Genomic DNA, 23,208 nt, shown 5'->3' on the forward strand with positions numbered 1-23,208 from the left:
ATAGATTGGTAAAACGTTAAAAAAAATTAGTTTTCCATTGACCTAGGTTATAAATTTCTTTCAGATTTCTTCTGTGACAGTACTTTCTATTTTTTTTTCCACCTTTCTATCCGAAGACCTAACTTGTATTGCCGCAGGACTCCTAGCCAAAGAAGGAAAACTATCCTTAGCCTTAGCCATTCTCAGTACAGGACTTGGCATTTTTGTGGGGGATTGCCTTTTATATCTATCTGGATGCCTTGTTAGGCGAGGAATCGTAAAATGGAATTTTCTGCTAAACCTTCAAAAAAAATGGGAATCCACGAAAGTCCTCACGAATTGGAAACTTCACTATAAAAAGTCGATTTTTCTTTCTCGATTTTTCCCTGGAACCAGGCTTCCCCTTTATTTCAGCAGTGGATTTTTTGGCCTTCCCTTCTTTCCTTTTTTCTATATCAGTTTCTTTGCCGTTACCGTTTGGACAATCACCTTTGTTTCTATAGTTTATCTCTATGGAAATTTAGTGAGTCTATATGGAAGGCCAGACCATTCGGTTCTTTTCAGTTTCTGTGTTGGTTTTAGTTTTTATCTCCTCTACAAAATCATACGCATTGCCGCAGATCCATCCGAGAGAGAAAACTTTTGGATCAGAATCAAAAAACTCAACCAATTGGAATTTTGGCCGACTTCCCTCTTTTACCTTCCCTTGGTTCCTTATCTATTCTATTTGGCTCTGCGCTACCGAGGCTTTCGTTTCCTCACGGCGGTAAATCCGGGGATATTAGCATCCGGGATTGCAGGGGAATCCAAATCAGAGATTTTAAATCTCATTCCGAAAGGTTCACAAGCAAGTTACCTATTCCTTTCTAAAGAAGAAAAAGACCCACAGTCTCGGATTCAGAATTGGATGATCCAAGAAAATTTAAAGTTTCCCATCATCGCCAAACCAGACAAAGGCGAACGTGGATTTTTGATCAAAAAACTGTACTCGCTTGAAGAAACTTCCACCCTCCTCCAGACCTATCCCATTGATTGGCTCTTCCAAGAGTATTTAGAAGGTCCTTATGAAGTGGGTGTGTTTTATTACCGTGATCCAAGGGAAACGAAGGGTAAAATATTTTCCATTACCGATAAAATTTTTCCAGAGGTCACTGGAGATGGTGTCTGTGACCTAAAAACACTGATCAAAAACCATCCCAGGTTTCGTTTCCAAAAGGAAGCTCATTACAAACACAACAAACACCAGTTAGATAAAATTTTACAAAAAGGGGAAACCATTTCTATCGGTTCCATAGGAAATCATATCCAAGGTTGCAAATTCCAAGACGGAAACCATTGGAAAACAAAAGAGATGGAAACTAAACTTATTTCCATTGGCGATTCAATTTCCGGTTTTTACTTTGGGAGGTTTGACATCCGATTTTCTGATCCAAGTGATTTTAAATTAGGGCTTGGTTTTCAAATCATTGAACTGAACGGGGCCACAAGTGAATCCACAAACCTATATGATCCAAAGTTTTCCATTTTTGAAAGTTATTCTATTTTATTTCGCCAATGGAAAATTCTATTTCAGATCGGATCTCTAAACTATAAGGCCGGTATTCCCTTATATCCTTACAAAAAACTCTACCAATTAGTAAAAAACCATAGGGAATACAAAGCCAACTTCTCTGAAGAAGACTAAAATTAGGTTTGAATCATTAAGAAAAAGCCAATCAAAACCTTTTAGTCATTCCAAACTATTCACAACTCAATCCAAATACTCTTTTAGATAAGGGATCTTCTTTCTTTCAACATACAAAAGATAGGTGGATAGAGAGAATACAACCAAAGCCAAAATAAAAAGAAGCCCGCTATCATTTTGAACAACAATCCCCAAAAAAACAAAATGAGATAAAACTGCACCTAACATAAGATTGAAACCAAGAAGAGCCCCAAACCAAACAAAACGTGGAACTAACAAAAACAGAACACAGAAGGTTTCCAATACAGCAAGTCCATACCTTCCCCAAGGTTCCATACCCAAAACTGAAAATATAAATTTAGATTCATCGGATCCTGAAAATTTGAAAAACAATGTTTGCCCTATGATAATGGCCGCAACAAACCTAGCCGCATGAAAAAAAAAGGATCCGATATTTGGTAATTTCATTTAGAACCTTCCGAAAGAATGATATTTTTAATTTCTAAAAAGCTAGTCCAGGGAATGAAATGGTTTTCGCCCTCTAGGATTTGTATCCTATGTTTTAAAGCTGGTTTCCCTTTCGTAAAGTAATAAACATTCTTTGGAGAAACCAGTTGGTCATTTTCGCCATGGATAGAAATTACCGCAAAATTAGGATTTCCCAATATCGTTGTTAGTTGTTCCAAATCCGATTTTAAGGTAAACATCTCTTCATTACTATGTATCCAGGAACTCGGAAGGAACCATTGAACAAATCCAATACTTGCCAACCTGTTGTACCAATACAACTCCTCCAAACTAGGATCGATGGGACTAGAAAGTAAAATACATTTCCAAATAATAGGATAAAACGGATCTGTTTCCATTGCAAAAACAAGGGAAACTGGCCCACCATAGGAATGACCTACGACATATCCGTTAATAAAAGTATAGGATTCCTTTTTTAAATAAGTAAGAAGAGCGGAGTGGAGAGTGCGTCCTTGGGTAAAGATATCGGGAACAGATACTTGATTCATAGAACGTCCGTAACCCAATCTGTCTGGAACTAAAATACAAAACTGATTTTGTAAGTCTTTGTCATTCAGATAGGATAGAAAATCAGAAGAAGAGCCGGGGGATCCATGAATGAAAACCAAAAGTTGCTTTTTGTTTTTACAATCATTAGATAAAAAATGAATTTCGGTTTGTTTTATTCGCAAGAAATGGCTTTTTACCTCTTCCCCACCTTCTAAAGACTGGTTCATACAAAATAGAAAAGGAAAAAAGAAAAGAGTCAAAAGACAAATAGAAATATATTGTCTCAGTTTCTGACTCATTCAATCTCATCACTACTTGCAAAAAGAGCACCTGATTCATAAAGACGTTTAAAAAGAAGATTGGGTTGTTTGGGATTTAGAATATCAGCATATTCAGGTAAAAAACCTTTGACTAAGTACATTTCAATATCGGCTTTGTTTTTGATAGAAACAAAGCCCCTCGGCTCACACTCGAAGTAGGACTTTACTTCAGCGTAGACTTGGGAAGAAATATTCACCTCGCCCGTTACCCCTGAACTTTCCAGACGACTGGCAGTGTTTACCGTATCTCCCCAAACATCATAAGCAAATTTATCCGTTCCCACCACACCCGCAACCAGTGGCCCCACATGAATGCCAAGACGAATCTCCCAAAATTCCCTTCCCCGTAGGGAATGAATTTCTTTTTGTTCTGCCATATAAGATTGGAACGCAAGACCACATAACACAGAATCAACAGGATTGGTATGATTTTCATCAGGGATTCCGCCCACAGCCATATAAGCATCTCCGATGGTTTTGATTTTTTCCAACCGGTAAGTTTTACACAAACGATCGAACTCACGAAAAATTGTATCTAATTCACCAACAAGTTCTTCTGCATTCATCTTCTCTGCAATTTTCGTAAATCCTGCCATATCACAAAAAAGAACGGAAGCTGATTCATATCTTTTGGGAATCACGCGAGCTTCCCTTTTTAACTCATCAGCTATAGATTCTGGCAAAATGTTTAAGAGTAATGTATCTGATTTTTTTCTCTCTACGTTTAAGTTTCTACTCAAAATAAATATCAGAATTCCTGTGAGGATTTGGACAAAAAGATAATTTCCCCCCGCATCCAAATACCGATCCAAATCTGTTTCATAAGTAGTTACCCAATCCCGATGATAAAATTCTAAAACATATAAGGAAGCAGATAAAAGAATATAAAGAGAATAAACAATAAACACATTATGATTTCGAATGAGGATCAAGGCAATGACAAGGGCCGGAATCAAGTAATAATGATTTCCACCAAGAGACCCCCCGTTAAAAAACCACATAGCGGAAAGGTAAAATAGAATGGTTAAATTGAAAGGCCAATACAAGGAAAAATAGATACTCTTCACTCGGCTTAAATAATACATCGCAAGCATAAGAAGGCCTGAGCCCACATTGAGTGCTGTAAGAATCAGATAGTTTTCTAAATAAAGAACTCCAAACACCCCAAGTAAATTGAGGAGTCCATTTACAAGAGAGACAGTATTAAACAGTCTATGTTCAAGCGAGTGTTTTTTCGGATCTCCGAGAAAGAGGTATATCCATTTCATTGTAATTGGTAAGTTTCTTCCTCTTGGTGAGGTAGATTCAAGACTTTTTCTGCCAGATGTTGGGAATGAAACTCCCATTCTGATGACGATTTAGAACAAAACCAAAATCTTCGACTAAAATCCAAAAATATTGACTGGTTCTCATTCACAAAAATCAGCTTAAAAAAAATAGCAGATCAAAACCCCAGAGCATTTACAGGTTCTAAATGACAGACATTGCCTTGTAAAATGGCCGTCGTATTTGCATCTGTTGAAGGGAAAAAAGTCAGCGCTTGATTACAATAAGTTACTTCAAAATAGTTGTTCGCTCTCGCATAGGCAGCATTCGCATCTAAGGCTGCCACTTCTACAATTCCTTTTTTGCATTGATTAAAGGATTTATTAGTATAGTATATATTCTCATCAATTTTTGCAATTTTCCTAAAAATCTCAGGAGCAGTGACCCAAACATTGACTGCGACCGCTTCAGGACTCGAAGTTACTCCATTCGTAAGCATATCCAAATTTTTCATCCGAATGTACGCTCGACCCGTACACATAATTGCTAAACATTCTCCAAATGGAACTATGACCTGTGCCTCATTGTTTAAAGGAGTTCCCGTTGCAATGGTATCTACACAAGCATTGGTACTTATAGTTAAGGAACAACTAGCCGTTGGATCTGTATTTGTTGTCCGGAGAAGTTTAAGATTATAATTTTTTATTTGAGTCGCGTTAGTTGAACGGAAAAAAAGTGTTCCGCCTGCACTTGCATTAAGATCTTCTGTAATCCCGTTTGGTAATAGAAAATTGGAAGGTGTATTTGCATCATTGGTTCCAGAAATTGCAGAGGAACTTACCTGGCATTTGTAACTAGCTCCCGAAAATAAAGCAAAGGATGGTAGCAACCCTAAACTATCCATCAGGTATTTGATTTCTTTTTTGGCCTTATCTCCTTTAATTCCAGAGGGAGAATAAATATTTGCGCAGCTAACAACGAAAAAAAAAGTAATGATTACCAAATAACTCAGTTGGAACATAAGGCAGAATCACATTTCAGTTTTTATCAGTCAAACATTTTAGGTTAGGTGTTAATTCAAAGGTAAAATACATAAATTATTTCCGAATTCCCGGTAGCTGCTACAGGCTAACTAAAATTTATTGGATTCTTTGAATTTCAACTGGCTAAAATAAAAAAGCCCCTCCCCGAAGTATCCTTCGAGAAGAGGCAACCGTCTTGAAGGCAACTCTTGCCTTACTACAACTTAAGTGTTATTCAAAAGTCGTAATACAGAATTTGGCCGAAGACTGGCTTGCGCTAACATTGCCGTACCGCTTTGCACGAGAATTTGTTTCGTCGTGAGCGCTACCATCTCTTCTGCCATATCTGCGTCCCTAATCCTTGATTCGGATGCTTGCATATTTTCGTATGCACCCATGAGGCCTTTAGCAGTACTTTCGAGCCTATTTTGATAAGCTCCCATATCTGCTCTCTGCTTCATGATCTTGTTCAAGGCGAAGTCCGCTTTAGCAATCGCTTCATCTGCTTTTCCAGGTGTAGAGAGAGCAATTTTCACTGCCCCTTCTGACATCTTTAAAGCTTTCGAAGTCATAGTTCCAATGTAGAAACGCTCTCTTTGCCTGGCGTTTGCTCCCATGTGAAACCACATCGATGCCTTAGTTGACTTTCGAGCGAAGTCTCCTTCAAACAGTTTCATTTTATTGAACTCTGCTTGAGAAGCGATTCGATCGATCTCATCCACCAGCGCAGATACTTCTACCTGCACGAGCTGCCTGTCCTCAGGTGTGTAGATTCCGTTCGATGTCTGGATCGCTAGGGTCCGGATTCGTTGGATGATTTCCGCCGACTGGTCGAGGAAACCCTCTGCAGTCTGGATGAAACTGAGTCCATCTTCCGTATTCCTTTCGGCCTGACGTAAACCACGAATTTGAGTTCGTAGTTTTTCCGAAACAGCAAGACCAGAAGCATCATCACCGGCAAGGTTGATCCTTTGCCCAGTGGAGAGGTTCCTCATGGTCTTATCTACATCCCATTGTGTAAACTTGAGAGCACGATGTGATTGAATCGCACTCATGTTGTGATTGATAATCATTGGCCTACACTCCTTTGTGTATAACCAAGAACGGTATATGTTTCGTTCTTAGCCGGACAATCCCTGTCCGGTGTCAAGGATGAGCTTTCATATTGCCACCTGGCAGGGGAAAGCCGGCTGATTATCTATTACAACTCTTCAGTTACACTAACCACTCACTTAGTTAACGGTTGTTAACGAAGGAGAGAAAGAACTCCTTGTGGACGAACATTCGCCTGAGCTAACATAGCAGTACCAGATTGAACTAAAATCTGATTCTTTGTGAAAGCCACAGTTTCTTCTGCCATATCCGCATCACGGATCCTAGACTCGGAGGCTTGGGTATTCTCATAAGCGTTCATGAGCCCTTTTGCAGCATGCTCAAGACGATTAAAGTAAGCACCTAAGTTTGCCCTTTGTTTGCTAATGCGAGTTAACGCAGCATCCAAAGTTCCGATCGCATCGTTTGACTTGTCAGCAGTTGACAAAGACAGGAGTTCTCCACTTTGACCTTTAAGATTTAGTGCACGTGCAGTCATTGTTGCAATGAACACTCTTTCTCTTTGGTGTTGGTTGGGTCCAATATGGAACCACATGGAGGTAGCTCTTGATCCACGTGCAAAATCACCTTGAAGCAAATTCATTTTATTGAATTCAGCTTGGGAAGCAATTCTATCCACTTCGTCGATAAGTTGTGAAACTTCGACTTGGATCATTTGTCTGTCTTCTTCAGTATAAATACCGTTAGACGACTGAATTGCAAGAGTTCGAATTCTTTGAATGATATCATTCGATTCTTGCAAAAACCCTTCCGTTGTTTGGATCAGGCTCATACCGTCTTCGGTATTTCTCTCTGCTTGTCTAAGACCATTCACCTGCGTTCTCATTTTTTCCGAAACGGCAAGGCCTGATGCATCATCACCTGCTCGGTTGATGCGCATACCAGAGGATAGTTTCTCCATATTTTTGGAGACTTCCTCGTTTTGGAACTTGAGGACGCGATGTGAGTTGATCGCGGCTAAATTGTGGTTTATGATCATGGGTTTCCTCCTTGAAACTTGATCTGGCAAACGAGAGAATCCCTTCTCTCGCTTTTTTTGTGTCTGGCTTTCAGGCCCCATTGGTGCCTAAAATCTCTATTTATTCCCTTAGTATGTCGGTGATTGGATAAAAGAAATTAATTCGAAGAAATAGGAGTGTTTTTGGAGTTTTTCGCAAGTTATTGCGATTTTTGGAGAGATTTTAGCGACTTTAGCACTTTATTTTTTTTTAAAAAAAGTTCTACTTTTCCCGTTACGAAGATCGGCAAATTCCCATTTTCCATAAGCGAATTTTGGAAAATGGGAGAAATTGTTCGGGTGAACCCTAGTTTGGGCGATTGGCGAGGACGGAGAGGGTTTCCCAGTGATAGGCAGTATTGGCTTCCCCAGAAAATTGATGTTCGATACTTTTTAGATCTTTGAAGTTTTCAAATAAACTTGCATTTAACGCGCGTATTGTGGATTCCATAGCCTGGATCCTACGTTTGTTTAAAACTTCTTCTGGTTCTTTAGGTCCTGTTTCTGTTCCGCCTGTATAATAAGTGATGGTGTCCACCGGAGTATTTGGGTTTTCTTCTTCGGTATCTGCATCCGCTTCATCGGATTTGGTTCTTGGAAGTCTGTATTTTTCCATCACGTCTTGTAAAATGGCCACATTCCAATCAATGACGAGTTTATTCCCTTTTTCCACAAACCAGGTTTGTTTGAGAGCAAAACGAATGTCCAAAAGTTTTTTTGGGGAAAACAACTTTCCATCTTTGGCCAAGGCTTCCACCGAATCAAAGTAAGGTGGGGAACCAACTTCACCCACCAGTTGGTAAATAAAGGCACTTGTTTCTTCCTGTTTCAAAACCTTTCTGTGGATGGGGATTTGTTCCCCTTCTCCATTCGAAATATAAATCACTACAGGTTCTCTATGGTCAAGGGATGGATAGGAATAGAGTTGGAAGGGAACAAGCAATCGAAAAGGATTTTGTTCGGCTAAAATAAAAAAACTAAAGAAGATTAAGAGCGAGAACCAAGAAGCAAACAAAAAGATAAAGTCGCGAGTGAGTTTGGTTTCTCCCGTTCCGATTTTATAGAATCGAATGATGAGAATTTTTACGGTTTCTTTAAGGGAACGAAGAGATTCTTTAATCTTTTGAAGATGCGTATTCATGAATTCCTTTGATGACACTGCGTGCAATTTTCTTTTGGTAGGTTTTATCCCGTAGTTTCCTACTTTCCTCAGGGTTTGTCAGATACCCCATTTCCACAAGTACCGCAGGCATAAGGCTTCCTCGCAAGACGGAAAAATCTGCCTTTTTCACACCTCGAGAGGGAATCTCGGGACTTAAACCCTTTTCATAGGCTTCGGCCACAGCGCTCGCTAATTTCCTAGACCGCCTTTGGGTGACACTGGACAACATCTGAGACTGGATTTGAGAGACAACTGGGTTCTTGTGTTTTCCGATATACCGATTCTCCAATAGGGCCGTTTCCCGAGCGGCCTCTGTACTCGGACTCTGGGAAAGGTAATAGACTTCGAACCCGGCAGCTTTGTCGGATAGCGATGCATTACAATGGAAACTGAGGAAAACGACATCCCTTGTATCGTTCAAAACTTGGTTGGCCAGTTTGGAACGGTCTTCCAATTCCACAAACTGATCATTTTTACGGATCATTTGGACACGGATCTCGGGATAGTATTTACGTAGATACAAATAGGTATAACGAGCCACACCGAGACTCACATCCTTTTCCAAGGTACCGGTAGGGTCAGAGGTGCCCGGATCCTTTCCTCCATGCCCGGCATCGATCACAATGGCCTTCACATTGATATTTCGTTTGGGGACAGGGTCTTTTGGAATTTGCACCCAAAGTTCACTCTCTTTAAACTGATAACGCACATCATAAGAAATGAGATTGAGTAAAATGGCTTCGACAAGGTCGAGAGGAAGATAAACATCCTCATCTTTTTTTAAAATGGCTTTGGGGATTTTGTAAATTTTACCATCGAGGGTATAAAAACTCGCACCGAGTCGGAATTGGAGATTCCCTTGGGGGGTAAATACCGAACCGACTCTAGTGTATTTTTTTAGTTTGGTGGAAAGTTCGGGCATAATTGATTTTAAATCCGAAAATGCCACGTAGTTCCCTTTCCCGTAGAGCGGAAGTTTGGCGACTTCCGCAATTAAGAGACTAGGAAAAAAACAAAAACAAAAGAGAACTAATCTTTTTTGAAGATAGAAATAATTCGCTGCCAAATCGATTGTTTCTTTTGTTTTGATTTTTTGACTTCGTTGATATCGAAAAGATTCCGTCTTGGATCATTGTTCTTTTGATTTCTATTTCCCGACTGATTCTTCTTATGCGGCTTGTTCCCTTTGCCATCTTTCGGATGGTGGCCATGTTTCATTTCATGGTGGGTCATTTTTGCCGGATGTTTATGGTCGTCTCCACTGCCCGAATGATTCGAAGGTCGCTCTGGATGAGCCATCTTGGCTGGAGGGTGGTGTTTGTCCCCTTTCCCCTTGCCACGACCCCTGTCACTACCGCCAGACCTTTCCCCTCGGTCTCCCCTGTGTTCGCCGCCCCGTGTTGGTTTTCCCCCACGACCACCGCGCTCTCCTCTGGACTCTCTGTCTTGGTATTTCTTTTCTCCAGGAATCGCTTCCTCAGGAAATACAGGAGTGAAATCCCCTTTAGGAAATTCTAAATACTCTTCGCGAATCTCAGAAGTAGGAATTTTGGAATTCAAATATTTCTCGATTCTTTCCAGCTCCGTATAATCGGTTTCGGAACAAAATCCTATGGACTGGCCTTTTCTACCGGCACGGGCTGTCCTTCCAATCCGGTGCACATAGTTTTCTGCATCTTGGGGAAGGTCATAATTATAAACTACATCAATGTTTTCAATGTCGATCCCGCGAGAAGCAACGTCTGTGGCAATGAGGTATTTATACTTTCCTGCTTTGAAATCTCTGAGAAGCCGGATCCGTTTTTTTTGGTCAAGCTCGGAAGAAAGGCCGGTGGCTGTGATTCCAAACCGGCGAAGGGCCGAAACAATTTTTGGAATGTTCATTTTGTAGTTAGTAAAAATGATTCCAAGGCCTTCAATCGGATAGTTTAACAGAGAGTTTACGAGGTAAGGAAGTTTTTCTTCTCTTCCCAAATGGAGTAAAGACTGGTCGATCCTTTCTGTAATGACTTTTTCTGGATTGATATGAACTTCGATCGGATCATTCAAATACTTACTCGCAAGTCTAACTACTTCGTAACTAAGAGTTGCACTAAATAACAAAGACTGTTTTCTGTTTTTGCATTTATGGAAGATGTATTTGAGATCTTGGACAAATCCCATATCGAACATTCTGTCCGCTTCATCCAAAATCACAACTTTGACATTCTCTAAGGAGAGGCCGTGATTTTTGACAAAGTCAATGAGCCTTCCCGGTGTTGCGACAATGATGCAAGCTTTGTTGCCGAGAGCCTGTTCTTGGGACTTGTAGTCGGTTCCACCAATGATGGTTGCCACACCGAAGTCTGTGAATTCCAAAAGTTTACGAGCTTCTTCTGCAATTTGTATGGTCAGTTCTCTAGTCGGTGCAAGGACAAGGGCATAGGGTAATGCTTCTTCTTCGGTTGCGGACAAAAGTCTGTGGAGTGTAGGAAGTAAGAAAGCCATAGTCTTTCCAGTTCCAGTTTGAGCAAGGCCTGTTAGGTCACTACCTTCTATAGCGAATGGAATGGACTTGGCTTGGATGGGTGTGAGCTCTGTGTAGCCGATTTTTTCTAGGGCTTTAGTGAGAGACTCATGAAAGGGTAATTCGTTAAATTTCATAATGGATTTCAGTGTTTTAATTTTTTGGCTATCAGTTCGATGGTATCACCATAGGCAAATGAGTTTGCATACAGTCGATACAGCCATTCGGGGAGTTTGCCACGAGGACTTAAGTCCCGGTAGGAGTGATACGACATTGGTCTAACATAGTTCACCTCGAAGCCGAGGATTGACAAGAGTTTTTTCAAAGAGTGGACGGAGTAGTCAAAAAAGTGGTCAGATGGATGGGTGGCAAACCACACACTTGGATTGGTTTGGAAACTAGGCCCAAAACTGGAAGGAAGGGCCAAATAGAGAAACCCGCCCGGTTTTAACCAAGAGGTGAGCCTCTCCCAAACCCCATCAATCTCCTCGATATGTTCGACCACAAAAAAAGCGGCCAATACATCGAAAGTTTCTTTCCATTCCTGTGTACCAATGGCGAGAACCGACTTCTGGTCTACATCCAGGGAAAGTTTGGATTTTGCATATTCCACTTCTTTGGGAGAGAGTTCGAGGCCACGAGTTAAGTATCCGGCCCTCTGCGCCTCGTCCAAAAAAAATCCAGCCGCAGAACCTATTTCTAAAAGAGAAGCTCCTTTGGGGTTCGCACCCACCCTCTCCAAAACAGAAAGCCTACGTTTTGCCATGGAACGAAGGTTTAGTTCGTCTTCGTAATAGGATTTTTTGTATTGGGCCTTGTACTCTTCCATAAAGTAACTGTCCCCATACTCTCTTACTTTGGCAGGAAGGTAACGAAGAACACCTGTATGGTGGCATTCTTCATAAAATTCGGGATATTTTTGATGCGGGCGAAATTGGAATAGACTCAAAAATAGGTTCTCTTTTTGGATTCGAGAGATTTTTCGTACTGCGCCCGAGCGGCCCTTTTGTTTTCATAGGCTTCCGATAAACTTGGGTTCAAATCAATGGCAGTTTGAAAACTAGAAAGGGCTTTTTTAAATTCCCCATTTTTGAAATAACAAACTCCCAAATAATTATGCGCTTTGGAAGAAACAGATGGTGTGACATCCGAACGAGTAATCACCGTTAGCTCTTCGATGGCCTTTTCCCGGTCCACAAGCGAACCCGAATCGATAAGAATTTTCGAAAGCACAAGTTTTGATTCCATATCTTCCGGATCCATATGGGTGGCACGAAATGCTTCTTCTTTCGCTCGTTTCGAAAGCCCAGAGTTTCCACTACTGGCGTAACTAAGAGCTAATTTTCTATGAGCCAATTTGATTTCTTTAGGATCTTTGGAATTTTCCAAAACATAAACTAACACCTTTTCTGCGGCCAGATAGTTTTTCGTTTGGATGTAGACATCAGCAAGTTTTAATCTTGCTTCATAGAGTTCTGGTTTCCAAGCAATGGCCTCTTCGAATTCAGAAATGGCCTCTGTATAAAAACGATTTTCCAAATAGTAATCTGCAATGGCAAGTCTTGACGCAGCATGGTTCGGATCCAGGGCCTGCGACTTACGTAAAGATTCAATCGCCATGGTTGGTTTCCCTGCATGCAAATAAGCTAGGCCTAAATTGTAATAAGCAGATTGGTTTTTGGGATTTAAGGAAAGTGCCCCTTCAAAAGCCGTAATACTTTCGGAATACCTTTCCATTTCATCTAAGATGATTCCGAGATTTACATAAGCCGTTTCTGAATAGGAATCTCCCGGTGTTAGGCGGATGATCCGACGAAACAAACTTTCGGCCTCCACCAGTTCCCCTTTTTTATAATAGAGTTCGGACAGCGCAAAGAGCGAGTCCACGTCCGAGGGTTTCAGTAACAAAGCTTTTTGTAATGCCGTGATGGCCATATTGGTTTGGCCCATCGAAAGGAAGGCATCGGCAATGTACCGGTACACTTCTGGTTCATTGGCATTGGAGTCGAGGGCCTTTTGGAAGTATTTGGCCGCTTCCTCAGGCACTTTTTTCTTTAAATACACCAAACCTAAGTTATAGTAGGACTTGGCATCGTTTGTTTTTAGGCGAATCACTTCCCGGAAGTAATACTCGGCTCGGTCATAGTCTTCTCTTTGGTAGAAGATGGTTCCGAGATGTCCGTAGGACAAAACAGCCGTTTGGGAATGGGGAGCGGTCTGCACTACCTTTTGGAACTCGGAGATGGCCTCAGCCAGATTTCCTTGTTTTAAATAACTGATGGCTAAGTTGTAAGTCAGGGTAACATCGGTTGGGGCAAGCGACTGCCCTTCTTTATAAGCTTCGATGGCACTTGCCGGATCTCCAATTTCTTGGAACAAATTCCCTTGCAAAAGAGAAACTCGGTAGTCATTCGGGGCAATTTCTTTGGCTCTCTGGGCGGCCCGCCTGGCTTCCTCAAACTTACCGGCATGTTTAAAGGCGAGTGATAAATTGTAATAAGCAAAATAGTTTTTGGAATCGTATTGGATGGCTTTTTCCAATCGTTCGATGGAGTTCACGTAACGACCGGCTTCATCATACATCACACCAAGCACAGTTAAGGCGATGGATTTGTCTTCATCGGAACCAGGTGAATTGAGGAATTCTTCGCAAACCGTTCCCACTCGGTTTACATACCGGTTGTGGTAGGCATTGAGGCAGGCGGCGAGCTTGGGATTGACGGAATCATCCGGAAGGTAGGGTTTATCAACAAGAAGGTCGAGAGCTTTTTTATCCCGAGGCAGGTTGTTTAGTGCTTTGGCGATTTCTTCTGGATTCTTTTTTTTCTCTAAATACCACCAGTAGGCGGCGGTTAAAAATCCAAGGACAAAGAAAACGAGAACACTCCAAAATAGAAAAGACAAAACCGGACGGCGAGCCGTGGTCTCGGATTCATAAGTTGTTTCTTTTTCTTTCCCCAGGTTCCGTAAGTATGGATCTTCCTGGTAATAACTTGGCTGTGAGGATTGTTCCTCAATGCGAAACCGGTTTTTTTGGATGGGATCCATTCTATCTCTTACTGGGGTTTGTTCGCTACGATCTCCTTCTTATAGAAGGCATCTAACAGTCCGTTGATAAACTGAGCTGATTCTTCCGTTTCAAATTCTTTAGTGAGCTCCACTGCCTCATTGATGACAACGGGGGCGGCAAGGAAAGGTTCCTTTTGCAAACTAAGAATCGATAAACGCAAAATACAGCGGTTGACAACGGAAATACGCGAAAGTTCCCAATTCTCCGAATACTTCTTGATTAGAGTATCGATGTTTTTTCGATTTTCGACCACTCCTTTCACAAGAAAGACAGCATAATCCTTTTCTTCTCTAGTGATTTTTTTATCGTACCAATCGAATTTCATAGCCCGGTCTGGATCGGTTCCGACTAGGTCAATTTGGTAGAGGCACATCAGGGCAAGACTTCGCCCGCGGTGTCTAGAACTCATCCGATCTCTTTGAAAAGATTGGCCATTTCGATGGCAGTGGTGGCGGCTTCGTATCCTTTGTTTCCAGCCTTGGTTCCGGCTCTTTCGATGGCTTGTTCAATCGATTCTGTGGTGATGACACCAAAAATCACAGGAACCGATCCATCAGCGACAGATCCTACTTTGGCCGCTTCCCCAGAAACCAAATCATAATGCGAAGTGGCTCCGCGAATCACAGCCCCTAGGCAAACAATCGCAGAGAATTGGTATTTTTTGGAAGCGAGGACTCGTTTTACGGTTTGCGGGAGTTCAAAAGCACCGGGAACATAGATCACGGTGACATCAGAATCTGCTATGCCATGTTGTCTGTAAGCATCTTTTGCCCCTTTGAGTAGGGACTCGGTGATAAATTCATTGAACTTAGAAACGATGACACAGTGTTTTTGTCCGTTTCCAATTCGTGTGCCTTCCAATTGAGCTGTCATGTATCCAAAATCCTAGGGGGGTGTTATTTCGCAAGACGAATGACAAGGGTAATCTTTCCGTCTGGATTTTCCACGACTTCAAATCCGTCTCGTTCCAAAGCTTTTTTCGCTCGGTAGATCGCCAGATTCACAACATTGGTTTTCTCATCCGCCGGTTTTTGTGGTTCCAATTTCATAGGACCCCCTCGTCCTTTAAAGTTCGGAGTGCACCCTATACAATCTTAAATGCCAATGGCTTTACAAGGTAGAATTGTTTTCCTCTTATGTCATATAGGAAGAAAATGAAGAAAAAGAAATCCGTAAAGAAGGTCAAAAAAAGAAAACCGGTAGTGTATACCGAGAGTGACTTTGTTGTGAAACCTTCCTCTGTTCCCAATATCGGAATGGGACTATTCACCAAACAAACATTATACAAGGGAGATACCGTTGGTTATTACATGGGTAAAATCATTACCGATGAACAAGCGGAATCAAACAAATACGTAGACTCCAAATACCTACTTTGGATTTGTAAAGACTGGTGGATTTACGGGGAAGGTCGCGAGTCCAATTACACCCGTTATATCAATCACTCCTCAAAACCCAATGCGGAACTTGTTACCTCTGTCAGATGGAAAACAGCTAGGTTCAAAGTATTAAAAACGATCCCTGAAGGCGGGGAAATTTTCTTTGATTATGGAAAGGACTACTGGGATAACGTCGACTTCAAACCGAAGTGATGATTAGATGATAAAGGCCAAAGGACTCTTTGGCTATTAGCAAAAAGTAAAACTACAGAAACGGTCTCTTAGAGGAGACCGTTGTTGCCAAAAGATGGTTTGGTGGAGGTTTTGTGGGCATCGGCTGCCTCAAGGGCTTCCATATAACGAATGACAGAATCATCCATACGAAAGACTCCTTCTGGTCTTTCTTTGTGCATCCACCCGCAAAACAAAAAGTTCGCAGCAAAGAAAAGAAGTGCTAAAACCAAGGGAAAACGATACGCATTCGACATAAAACCCTCCGATTAGGTTAAGCCTCTTACCGGAGTCTCTCCGAGCAAGAAATTTTTAGAACGATTCTATTGGAAATCTTCGATCCGGATATCCGGGAAGGCATTATTTTCCCTCTCGGCAGCCAAAAGGACTTCCTCATCCAAAGGCCCCGCAAGCATCTCCTCCAAAGCCAAAAAGAGATTGGTATGGACATTGGTCCGCCTGACCGCATAATCCACCATGGTTCCTGTTTTCATGATAAAGGCCCAGTCGCTACTTTGTAATAATAAGAGTTCCCGACCCATTTGTTTTAAAATTCGTTTTTGCACGTCTGTTCCCGATCCCAATTCATGGGCCCATTTGTGCATCCGAATGCTCATTCCGTGGATGAGTGGATAGATCCAATCATTCGTTGGATTCAGCCATACTTCCCCATACCCATTCTCGCCCCAACTGCTCATCTTCATCTCGACAGACTGGACTCTTGGGAGAGAACGTGCGGCCTCCATCGGATGAGAAAGTTGGATTGTGTTTTGGTTGAAGTGAATTTTTTTAAATAAAAATTCGATAAACTGCGGACCTTCGTACCACCAATGCCCATACAACTCGGCATCATAAGGCGAGACAATCACTGCCGGTTGTTTGTTTGCCTCATACAAACTTTCAGCTTGGCGGATTCGGTTTCGTAAAAAATCTTCGGCATGGTTTCCGGCAGCTTCCATAGCCCAGTCTGGATGGTAGTATCCCTTGTCCCCGGTTTTTCCTGTGATCCGAAAGTATTTGATACTGGTATTAATTCGTACCCCATTCGAATCTAAATAAGGAGAGATTTCTTCCCAAGGCAAATCGTGGCCGATATCGCGGTAATACTCTCTGTACCGAAAATCACCCGGATACCCATCGATCGAACTCCAAACCTGTTTGCTACTTTCTGGATCCCGACCAAAAGCAAAGACCCCATGCCCCACTTCTACCGGAGCATAGACTCCAAACTTAGGCCTTGGACTTCCATGTGTGATTCCGTGAGTGTCGACAAAGAAATACCGAAACCCCTCTCGGTCTAGTTCCTCTTCTAATTTTTGAGTGTAACCACATTCCGAAAGCCAAATCCCTTTGGGGTCACGCCCCCAAATCCTGCGAAAGGTCCTTCGGCCATTTTTTAGTTGGGAGCGAAAGATAGAGGGCTCGGAATCATAAAACGGAAGGAAGGCATGAGTGGCCGGGCTTGTCATCACTTCCAATTCCCCCGATTCTACAAAGGGCAAAAAAGCCTTGGTTAAGTCACCATTCGATTCTTCGAATATGGATTCCGTATCTAAAAAATGTTCTAAATACCGTTTGGATAAATAGTTTAAATGAGGATCGTATGTAGTGCGTTTGGTTTCCTGTTCTGCCAGACTGATGAGGTTTTTTAAATATTTACGAAATCCATTTTGCAAATAGGGGTCTGTCAACATCAAAGAAAGTGTAGGTGTAAAAGACATGGTGATCCGAAAGGACACCGATTCTTTTTTTAAATTCCGAAAAACTCGGACCAGGGGTATATAAGTTTCGAGGATGGCCTCGTTTAACCAATTTTCTTCGATAAAGGGTGTAGAATATCCTGGGTGTCTAACAAATGGTAGGTGGGCATGCAAAACAAAAACCAAATGCCCTTTCACAAAATGATTCATTACAAAAGTACCTGCCCTGACCCCGATCCATTCCCGAAAGAGGAAGACCTTTGGTTTGGTTCGGATGTTTTTTCACCCAAGTCTGTTTTACGTGGGTTCACATAGAACTCAGAAGGATCTCCATCTTTAAAATAATACTCTTCACTTCCCGCAGACCTTGCCACAAGTCCCATCTCAATCCACTGTGGATGGATCCACTCCTTATCCAATCGAAAGGATTCAGTTCCCCCGGGAAGATCCTTTCCACTAGAATGGAGGGCCGAAATTTCTTTTTTTTGGTAAGAAACAAAAATGGATGTTTGGATGTCTCTTACGGGAAACATAAATTTTAAATAATAAGATTCCGTAAAGGGAGCTAAATCGTAGAAGTCAGTGCGTTTGCTTCCAAATATATTTTCGTATTCCACCTTCAATCGAAAATGTAAACCATCTGTGGATGGAGATTCCAAATCGTTTAAAAGATTCTTTAAAGTATTCGGAGAAAATTTCCAAAAGACAAAAGCTTCCCTGGGAGTGCGAATAAGAACCCGCATAAGATCATCCTGTGGAAATTCAGGGTGTTTGGTAAATTTGGAATCGTTGTAAATGAATTTTGGCGAAGCGGTAAGAGTGATAGGATCCTTTTTTTTAGCGGCTTCCTGAACTGTTTTTTTGGCGGCTTTCTTTGCTGCAGTACTTACTGAACTCTCAGTAGAAGTGACAACTGAGGATTTCTTTTTTGGGGCAGATTTTTTCTTTGCGCCAACTTTCTTTTCTTCATTTGCCATGTTCCAAGCTTAAAGACGAGAAACACCCTCCTTCAATTCTTTTTTATTTGACGTTTGCTTTTTTTCCAAAATACAATCATTCCATACCAAATTGGGACAAACTATGAAAATCAATTATACCTGGAAACACTTAGACCGCTCCGAAGCCGCTGAAAAATATGCGGACGAAAAACTAGAACGAGTTACAAAATACGTTCAAAAAATCGTATCCTGTGAAGTATCATTTGAAGCCATTCATGGGGAAATCAGCTCTAACTTAAAGTTACACGCTGATGGAAATAATTTCAACGCACACAACCAAGACAAAGATGTTTATGTTTGTATTGATGGATTGGAAGACAAAATCCTAAGCCAAGTCAGCAAACACCACGATAAAAAAAGCCAACACTAATCTCTTATGATTCAGAAGTCGGAAGAAGCACTCACCTACCTTTCTAATGGTGAGTTTGAAACTGCAAAATCCCTTTATTCCGTACTTCTGGATCGAGATCCAGAGGATCTCGCCACTATCAGCGGTTATTATATATCCAGCTTTTGGGATCATAGACTTGATTTAATTCTAAAAACCAGAGAAGGGAAAGAAAGAGGAAAACTCCTCCTCGCACTTTTTTCCGTTTTTGAAACAGAGATCCGAAAACGTGGGTTTCAATCTACCGATAGTTTTTTTGTCACCCAAGACTGTATTTTAAAAGAAGCAAGAGACCACCTAAAACTTGCTTACCAATGGGAAGGAGCGAACGCACTCGACAAAGATCTGTTACGTGATCTTGCAGCAGGCCTTATCAAAATCAAAGACTATCCCATGGCCTTAGAAGTTTTACTCTATGGAGGAAACAAACAATCTCCAGTCTTGCTTTATTTTTTGGCCGAAACCCAAGTGATGACGGGAAACGAAAAAGATGGAATCGAAACCTATCGCACGGCTTTTTTAAATGATCCTCAACTGTTTCCCCATACCATGGTTCGTTGGCCCCCACTACTCACCCTCATCCAAAAAGCCAGTGAGATTACAGAAAAAGAAGAAGAGATGAAAGAACTTGTTCCCGTCCTTGCTTGGCGGGAAGGAGTCTTTCGCCCTTCGAGCAAAAAAGATGAGGCCACCATCCAAATTTGGTTTTCGGAACTGAAGCGCCTAACAGATAGTAAAGAAAGAAGTGGTGGGTCGTTTCGATTGGAAGCAAGGATTGAGCAGTTTGCCCTGGCCATCTTAAATTCTGCAGACGACATCCGTTCTCGGGATGCCGTTTTATTTGCGAAGGGTTTTGTTTAGGTTCTATCTTTCGACAGATTCAATGAGGAGACGAAGTTCGTCCGCTGCAGACTCCCTTCCTGTTTTTTCATAATACGATTCTAATTCACGAAGTCCATACACAGCTCCCGGAGCCGATCGTAAATGATCGAGTAACTCTCGTTTTTGGTAGGATTCCCCTAGGTCAATGCTTGTTGGTTCGTTTTGGTAGTTGTTTTGTTCAATGACAACTCCCGCAGTGTCGTTACCCGCAAGTGTTGGCTCTTGGGAGGTTCGACTCACAAGCACAAAAACTAAACTCAAAGCCATCACTGCCGAGAAGGAATATTGCACCGTTCGGTTTTCGATCAGGTCTCTAAATGTGAAGGAGATCTTTTGGTTGGGTTTGTCAAAACTGACGGATTCAAGGAGGTTAAGTAAGCGGGTGTCGAAGTCTTTAGACATCCTGGGAAGGATGGTGTCTTCCTTTTCCTTCACATGCTGGAAGAGAGAACAAATCTTATTTTCCAGAACCACGTTGTCTGTCTCTTCAGGGAAGAGACCTGGATATTGTGAACGAAACCAATCTTTTAAATTCATAATTTTATTTTTCAAAGAACCCTTCTCCTTTATCGTCTTTTTGGATGAGGTGCTTCAAAAACTCCTTGGCCTTGAAGAGACGACTCTTAACCGTACCTACATTACATTCCATGATTTCTGCAATTTCGTTATATGAAAGATTTTCGAAATAACGAAGTTCCAAAACCTGTTTGTAGGAATCTTCTAAGAGTGCGATCTTATCCATTAGATAACGAGACTCTTCAGAAAGTTCCAATTTTTTTTCATATCCGACACGAGAATCCACAAATTGGTTATCTCCCGAGTCATCCATGGGTTTTTCCCTACCCCGTTTCTTCTTGGCGAGCAAATCCTTGGACTTATTCACCACAATACGGTAGAGCCAGGTATAAACCCCGGCCTCAGCACGGAAGTTTTGGATGGATTTATAACCGGAAATAAGAGCGTCTTGGACAATGTCTTCCGCATCGTCTCCATCTTTTACCATGGAAACAGCCTTACGGAACAATCGTTCCCGAAATGGAGACACTAAAGTCATATAGGCAGTAGGATCCCCTGCTTTGATTTTTTGGAGGAGGATTTTTTCCTTCTCCCGCAGGGTCATATTTTTGCCTTCAAGGGGGCGTGGCATGAGGCCCAGAATTTCGAATCCTAGAATTCCATCAATGTTTTTCGGTGTTTGTTTTGGCTTAGATCCTGTGAAACATGGTTTCTAGGTCTTTTCTTGTGAGTTTGATGAGAGTCGGCCTTCCGTGGGGGCATAGGGAAGGATTTTCACAGTAAGAGAGTCTTTGTAAAAGTTCCCCAATGATGGGATCGGAAACCTGGTCTCCCTTTTTGATGGCCGAGCGGCAAGCCACACATTTGGCCATTTCATCGTAGAGTTCCCTTTCTTCTGGGTCTTTCTGTTTGAATCTTTCCCATAAGTCCAAAATGGTTTCTGTTTCTTTGCCGGGATCAATGTATGAAGGCACTTCTCGGATGAGAATGGTCCCACCAGAAAATGGTTCGAGGCCAATTCCCAGTTCCAGAAACTTAGCTTTTTCCTCTAACATCTCTTCCGCTTCTTCCCTTGTCAGTTCTAACCGAATGGGAGTGAGAAGGCTTTGGGATTTATAGGCTTTGGTTTTTAGATCCCGAAGGACTTCCTCGTATCGAATCCTTTCGTGGGCAGTATGTTGGTCTATGATATAGAGTCCATCTTCGGCTTCTGCGAGGATAAAGGTTTCAAATAACACACCATAGTGCTTTTTAGGAACAAAAAGATTGTGTTTGGTGAGATTTTCACCTAATAGATGCAAGTTGGCTCCGGCACCGATCCCATCAAGCGAAAATCCTTCCCTACCTTCAATGGAACTCGGGCCAATGAGAGATTCCCCATCGGTCTGCTGGCTTCCGAACTGACTCCCCTGCCCAAATCCAAAGCCTAGACCACCGAAGCGGTTCCCCATTCCTGAAGATTCCCCATCTCGGCCGTAAGGAATGGGCATAGAGAGCCTTCGGCGCATTTCCAAAAATTCCACAGGGGTAGAAGTTCGTAATACTTCTGTGATTCCTTGAAAAAGAATTCCCGTGATGGTCTCTTCGGATAAAAACCGAACTTCCTTTTTTTGGGGGTGGACATTCACATCCACAAACTCACGAGGAAGGTCAAAAAATAGATACGCATAAGGAAAAGCCCCACTTGGCAGGAGTTCCCCATAACAACGTTTTAAAATTTGTGCGGAGAATTTCAATTCCACCGAACGGTTGTTCACAAAGAAAAATTGTCCCGTACGAGAGGATTTATAAAAATCAGGATGAGAGATCCAACCACGAAGAGTCATTCCATTCCGACTGGAATGGATAGGCAAAAGATGGTTTCGTAAATTTTCACCGTAAACAGATAACACACGTTCGAATCCGTCTTCGGGAACTACGTTTAAAACTTCCTTTCCATTTTGCAAATACCGAAACCCAATATTTGGTTCCGACACAGCCATCGTTTGTACACGGGTCCTATTTTTTTTCTCTTCCCCAGTTTCTGTTTTTAGGAATTTCCGCCTAACGGGTGTATTATAAAATAAATCTTTGATTTCAATTTTGGTTCCTTCAAAAAAAGGAATTTCTATTTCTTCTACAACTTTTCCTTCTTCTACGGTCACACGATATGCGGTCCTGTTGCCTGCGGTTCCTGATTCCAAAACCATCCGAGAAACAGAGGCAATCGATGCAAGAGCTTCTCCCCGAAACCCAAAGGTAAATAGATGTTCTAAGTCATGGAAGTCTTGGATTTTAGAAGTGGCATACCGTTTGATGGCAAGAGGCAAATCCTCTTTTTGGATTCCGTGTCCGTTATCGGATACAAGGATACGGCCGAAGCCTGCGGAGTCGGTGGCGATTTCTATTTTTGTGGCACCGGCATCGATGGAGTTTTCGATGAGTTCCTTGAGAATGGAATGGGTAGATTCAATCACCTCTCCGGCGGCAATTTGGTTGATTAGATCCGCCGAAAGTGAATGAATGATGCCCATAGGACAAACATGGGATAGGGAACCTCCCTATCCAGAAAAAATTATAAAGAATGACAAGAAGAACAGGTTCCTGTCACGACAATGTCCACATGTTTGACTTGGAAACCGAGACCCTGCCAGTCTGTGTCAGCACTGAGTTTTAGGGGAGCCACATCCAAAACCTTTCCGCACTCTGTGCAGAGCAGATGGGAATGGTCATCCAAAAAGGCATCATAACGAACCGAGTCGGATTCGATATTCAGTTTGTTTACCATCTTGTGTTCGACCAAGTATTCCAAGGAATTGTAGACCGTGGCAAAACTGATTTTGTCCGCTTTTCCTCGAACCGATTCAAAGACCATCTTCGCTGTCGGGTGGTCTTTTCTTTCTCTTAGGTCATTAAAAATTAATTCTCTATGTTTGGTGAGTGCTTTCATACGATTCCCTTACCCCAACCTCATCTGCATTTTATCGCTCGGTCAAATG

25 protein-coding genes are annotated in these 23,208 nt (G+C 42.0%); 4 read left to right on the forward strand and 21 right to left on the reverse strand.

Annotated features, from left to right (window positions below; genetic code table 11):
- Positions 1-73 precede the first annotated feature (73 nt).
- A complete protein-coding gene (locus JWG40_RS12000) occupies positions 74-1,663 on the forward strand; it encodes a DedA family protein (protein WP_205286041.1) in 1,590 nt (529 codons plus the stop codon).
- A 66-nt stretch (positions 1,664-1,729) separates the two neighbouring features.
- Here the strand turns inward: JWG40_RS12000 and JWG40_RS12005 are convergent, their stop codons facing one another.
- The 14 genes from JWG40_RS12005 to JWG40_RS12070 all read right to left on the reverse strand — a co-directional run bounded on the left by JWG40_RS12005 (position 1,730) and on the right by JWG40_RS12070 (position 15,185).
- Positions 1,730-2,131 carry a DoxX family protein gene (locus tag JWG40_RS12005; RefSeq protein ID WP_205286042.1) on the reverse strand — a complete coding sequence of 134 codons (402 nt, stop codon included), beginning with the start codon at positions 2,129-2,131 and terminating at the stop codon, positions 1,730-1,732.
- The gene (locus JWG40_RS12010; protein ID WP_205286043.1) at positions 2,128-2,979 is read right to left on the reverse strand and encodes an alpha/beta fold hydrolase; all 852 of its coding nucleotides are present in this window, start codon (positions 2,977-2,979) and stop codon (positions 2,128-2,130) included. Before JWG40_RS12010 ends, JWG40_RS12005 begins: the two co-directional genes overlap by 4 nt.
- Positions 2,976-4,268, reverse strand: coding sequence for an adenylate/guanylate cyclase domain-containing protein (locus JWG40_RS12015; protein WP_205286044.1), 1,293 nt, complete (start codon positions 4,266-4,268; stop codon positions 2,976-2,978). The genes JWG40_RS12010 and JWG40_RS12015 overlap by 4 nt, the downstream gene beginning before the upstream one ends.
- 176 nt (positions 4,269-4,444) lie before the next feature.
- Entirely contained in the window at positions 4,445-5,287 is an 843-nt protein-coding gene (locus tag JWG40_RS12020) for a hypothetical protein (protein ID WP_205286045.1), read from the reverse strand.
- A gap of 225 nt (positions 5,288-5,512) precedes the next feature.
- Positions 5,513-6,361, reverse strand: a complete 849-nt coding sequence (locus tag JWG40_RS12025; protein WP_002974287.1) for a flagellin N-terminal helical domain-containing protein — start codon at positions 6,359-6,361, stop codon at positions 5,513-5,515.
- A gap of 173 nt (positions 6,362-6,534) precedes the next feature.
- Positions 6,535-7,380: a flagellin N-terminal helical domain-containing protein gene (locus JWG40_RS12030; RefSeq protein ID WP_135777610.1), complete on the reverse strand. Its 846-nt coding sequence runs from the start codon at positions 7,378-7,380 to the stop codon at positions 6,535-6,537.
- A 325-nt stretch (positions 7,381-7,705) separates the two neighbouring features.
- Positions 7,706-8,539, reverse strand: coding sequence for an LIC_10740 family protein (locus JWG40_RS12035; protein WP_205286046.1), 834 nt, complete (start codon positions 8,537-8,539; stop codon positions 7,706-7,708).
- Entirely contained in the window at positions 8,514-9,509 is a 996-nt protein-coding gene (locus JWG40_RS12040; protein ID WP_205286047.1) for an N-acetylmuramoyl-L-alanine amidase family protein, read from the reverse strand. Before JWG40_RS12040 ends, JWG40_RS12035 begins: the two co-directional genes overlap by 26 nt.
- 80 nt (positions 9,510-9,589) lie before the next feature.
- Positions 9,590-11,203 (reverse strand): DEAD/DEAH box helicase, encoded by a 1,614-nt coding sequence (locus JWG40_RS12045; RefSeq protein WP_205286048.1) that lies wholly within the window; start codon positions 11,201-11,203, stop codon positions 9,590-9,592.
- An 8-nt stretch (positions 11,204-11,211) separates the two neighbouring features.
- Entirely contained in the window at positions 11,212-12,015 is an 804-nt protein-coding gene (locus tag JWG40_RS12050; RefSeq protein ID WP_205286049.1) for a class I SAM-dependent methyltransferase, read from the reverse strand.
- Entirely contained in the window at positions 12,012-14,114 is a 2,103-nt protein-coding gene (locus JWG40_RS12055; protein ID WP_205286050.1) for a tetratricopeptide repeat protein, read from the reverse strand. The genes JWG40_RS12050 and JWG40_RS12055 overlap by 4 nt, the downstream gene beginning before the upstream one ends.
- A gap of 8 nt (positions 14,115-14,122) precedes the next feature.
- Complete coding sequence (nusB, locus tag JWG40_RS12060) at positions 14,123-14,545, reverse strand: transcription antitermination factor NusB (RefSeq protein ID WP_084597385.1); 423 nt, start codon at positions 14,543-14,545, stop codon at positions 14,123-14,125.
- A complete protein-coding gene (gene ribH, locus JWG40_RS12065) occupies positions 14,542-15,009 on the reverse strand; it encodes a 6,7-dimethyl-8-ribityllumazine synthase (protein WP_205286051.1) in 468 nt (155 codons plus the stop codon). The genes nusB and ribH overlap by 4 nt, the downstream gene beginning before the upstream one ends.
- 23 nt (positions 15,010-15,032) lie before the next feature.
- Positions 15,033-15,185 carry a hypothetical protein gene (locus JWG40_RS12070; protein WP_205286052.1) on the reverse strand — a complete coding sequence of 51 codons (153 nt, stop codon included), beginning with the start codon at positions 15,183-15,185 and terminating at the stop codon, positions 15,033-15,035.
- Between the two features lie 105 nt (positions 15,186-15,290).
- Between JWG40_RS12070 and JWG40_RS12075 the strand changes: the two genes are divergently transcribed.
- A complete protein-coding gene (locus tag JWG40_RS12075; protein ID WP_205286053.1) occupies positions 15,291-15,728 on the forward strand; it encodes an SET domain-containing protein in 438 nt (145 codons plus the stop codon).
- A gap of 68 nt (positions 15,729-15,796) precedes the next feature.
- Here JWG40_RS12075 and JWG40_RS12080 read toward each other — a convergent pair whose 3' ends face one another.
- The 3 genes from JWG40_RS12080 to JWG40_RS12090 form a co-directional block, all read right to left on the reverse strand.
- Positions 15,797-16,003, reverse strand: a complete 207-nt coding sequence (locus JWG40_RS12080) for a hypothetical protein (protein ID WP_205286054.1) — start codon at positions 16,001-16,003, stop codon at positions 15,797-15,799.
- Between the two features lie 66 nt (positions 16,004-16,069).
- Entirely contained in the window at positions 16,070-17,656 is a 1,587-nt protein-coding gene (locus JWG40_RS12085; protein WP_205286055.1) for a glycoside hydrolase family 57 protein, read from the reverse strand.
- Complete coding sequence (locus tag JWG40_RS12090; protein WP_205286056.1) at positions 17,656-18,423, reverse strand: hypothetical protein; 768 nt, start codon at positions 18,421-18,423, stop codon at positions 17,656-17,658. Before JWG40_RS12090 ends, JWG40_RS12085 begins: the two co-directional genes overlap by 1 nt.
- 103 nt (positions 18,424-18,526) lie before the next feature.
- Between JWG40_RS12090 and hpf the strand changes: the two genes are divergently transcribed.
- Together hpf and JWG40_RS12100 are read left to right on the forward strand one after the other, a co-directional pair.
- Positions 18,527-18,814 (forward strand): ribosome hibernation-promoting factor, HPF/YfiA family, encoded by a 288-nt coding sequence (gene hpf / locus JWG40_RS12095; protein WP_205286057.1) that lies wholly within the window; start codon positions 18,527-18,529, stop codon positions 18,812-18,814.
- Between the two features lie 6 nt (positions 18,815-18,820).
- Positions 18,821-19,693 (forward strand): hypothetical protein, encoded by an 873-nt coding sequence (locus JWG40_RS12100; RefSeq protein ID WP_205286058.1) that lies wholly within the window; start codon positions 18,821-18,823, stop codon positions 19,691-19,693.
- A gap of 3 nt (positions 19,694-19,696) precedes the next feature.
- On the opposite strand, the gene JWG40_RS12105 is transcribed toward JWG40_RS12100, so the two are convergent.
- The 4 genes from JWG40_RS12105 to JWG40_RS12120 are packed head-to-tail and all read right to left on the reverse strand — an operon-like array spanning position 19,697 to position 23,159.
- A complete protein-coding gene (locus JWG40_RS12105) occupies positions 19,697-20,251 on the reverse strand; it encodes an LIMLP_12425 family protein (protein ID WP_205286073.1) in 555 nt (184 codons plus the stop codon).
- Positions 20,252-20,255: 4 nt separating this feature from the next.
- Positions 20,256-20,861: an RNA polymerase sigma factor gene (locus JWG40_RS12110; protein ID WP_039926724.1), complete on the reverse strand. Its 606-nt coding sequence runs from the start codon at positions 20,859-20,861 to the stop codon at positions 20,256-20,258.
- Between the two features lie 58 nt (positions 20,862-20,919).
- Entirely contained in the window at positions 20,920-22,743 is a 1,824-nt protein-coding gene (mutL, locus tag JWG40_RS12115) for a DNA mismatch repair endonuclease MutL (RefSeq protein WP_205286059.1), read from the reverse strand.
- A 41-nt stretch (positions 22,744-22,784) separates the two neighbouring features.
- Positions 22,785-23,159, reverse strand: coding sequence for a Fur family transcriptional regulator (locus tag JWG40_RS12120; RefSeq protein ID WP_135656961.1), 375 nt, complete (start codon positions 23,157-23,159; stop codon positions 22,785-22,787).
- Positions 23,160-23,208 lie beyond the last annotated feature (49 nt).

Source organism: Leptospira abararensis (assembly GCF_016918735.1).
Lineage (GTDB): Bacteria > Spirochaetota > Leptospiria > Leptospirales > Leptospiraceae > Leptospira_A > Leptospira_A abararensis.

Coding starts and splice junctions, on each gene's coding strand:
- JWG40_RS12005 (WP_205286042.1), bottom strand. CDS start 2,131: ATGAAATTACCAAATATCGGATCCTTTTTTTTTCATGCGGCTAGGTTT.
- JWG40_RS12010 (WP_205286043.1), bottom strand. CDS start 2,979: ATGAGTCAGAAACTGAGACAATATATTTCTATTTGTCTTTTGACTCTT.
- JWG40_RS12015 (WP_205286044.1), bottom strand. CDS start 4,268: ATGAAATGGATATACCTCTTTCTCGGAGATCCGAAAAAACACTCGCTT.
- JWG40_RS12020 (WP_205286045.1), bottom strand. CDS start 5,287: ATGTTCCAACTGAGTTATTTGGTAATCATTACTTTTTTTTTCGTTGTT.
- JWG40_RS12025 (WP_002974287.1), bottom strand. CDS start 6,361: ATGATTATCAATCACAACATGAGTGCGATTCAATCACATCGTGCTCTC.
- JWG40_RS12030 (WP_135777610.1), bottom strand. CDS start 7,380: ATGATCATAAACCACAATTTAGCCGCGATCAACTCACATCGCGTCCTC.
- JWG40_RS12035 (WP_205286046.1), bottom strand. CDS start 8,539: ATGAATACGCATCTTCAAAAGATTAAAGAATCTCTTCGTTCCCTTAAA.
- JWG40_RS12045 (WP_205286048.1), bottom strand. CDS start 11,203: ATGAAATTTAACGAATTACCCTTTCATGAGTCTCTCACTAAAGCCCTA.
- JWG40_RS12055 (WP_205286050.1), bottom strand. CDS start 14,114: ATGGATCCCATCCAAAAAAACCGGTTTCGCATTGAGGAACAATCCTCA.
- nusB (WP_084597385.1), bottom strand. CDS start 14,545: ATGAGTTCTAGACACCGCGGGCGAAGTCTTGCCCTGATGTGCCTCTAC.
- ribH (WP_205286051.1), bottom strand. CDS start 15,009: ATGACAGCTCAATTGGAAGGCACACGAATTGGAAACGGACAAAAACAC.
- JWG40_RS12070 (WP_205286052.1), bottom strand. CDS start 15,185: ATGAAATTGGAACCACAAAAACCGGCGGATGAGAAAACCAATGTTGTG.
- JWG40_RS12075 (WP_205286053.1), top strand. CDS start 15,291: ATGAAGAAAAAGAAATCCGTAAAGAAGGTCAAAAAAAGAAAACCGGTA.
- JWG40_RS12080 (WP_205286054.1), bottom strand. CDS start 16,003: ATGTCGAATGCGTATCGTTTTCCCTTGGTTTTAGCACTTCTTTTCTTT.
- JWG40_RS12085 (WP_205286055.1), bottom strand. CDS start 17,656: ATGAATCATTTTGTGAAAGGGCATTTGGTTTTTGTTTTGCATGCCCAC.
- JWG40_RS12090 (WP_205286056.1), bottom strand. CDS start 18,423: ATGGCAAATGAAGAAAAGAAAGTTGGCGCAAAGAAAAAATCTGCCCCA.
- hpf (WP_205286057.1), top strand. CDS start 18,527: ATGAAAATCAATTATACCTGGAAACACTTAGACCGCTCCGAAGCCGCT.
- JWG40_RS12100 (WP_205286058.1), top strand. CDS start 18,821: ATGATTCAGAAGTCGGAAGAAGCACTCACCTACCTTTCTAATGGTGAG.
- JWG40_RS12105 (WP_205286073.1), bottom strand. CDS start 20,251: ATGAATTTAAAAGATTGGTTTCGTTCACAATATCCAGGTCTCTTCCCT.
- JWG40_RS12110 (WP_039926724.1), bottom strand. CDS start 20,861: ATGCCACGCCCCCTTGAAGGCAAAAATATGACCCTGCGGGAGAAGGAA.
- mutL (WP_205286059.1), bottom strand. CDS start 22,743: ATGGGCATCATTCATTCACTTTCGGCGGATCTAATCAACCAAATTGCC.
- JWG40_RS12120 (WP_135656961.1), bottom strand. CDS start 23,159: ATGAAAGCACTCACCAAACATAGAGAATTAATTTTTAATGACCTAAGA.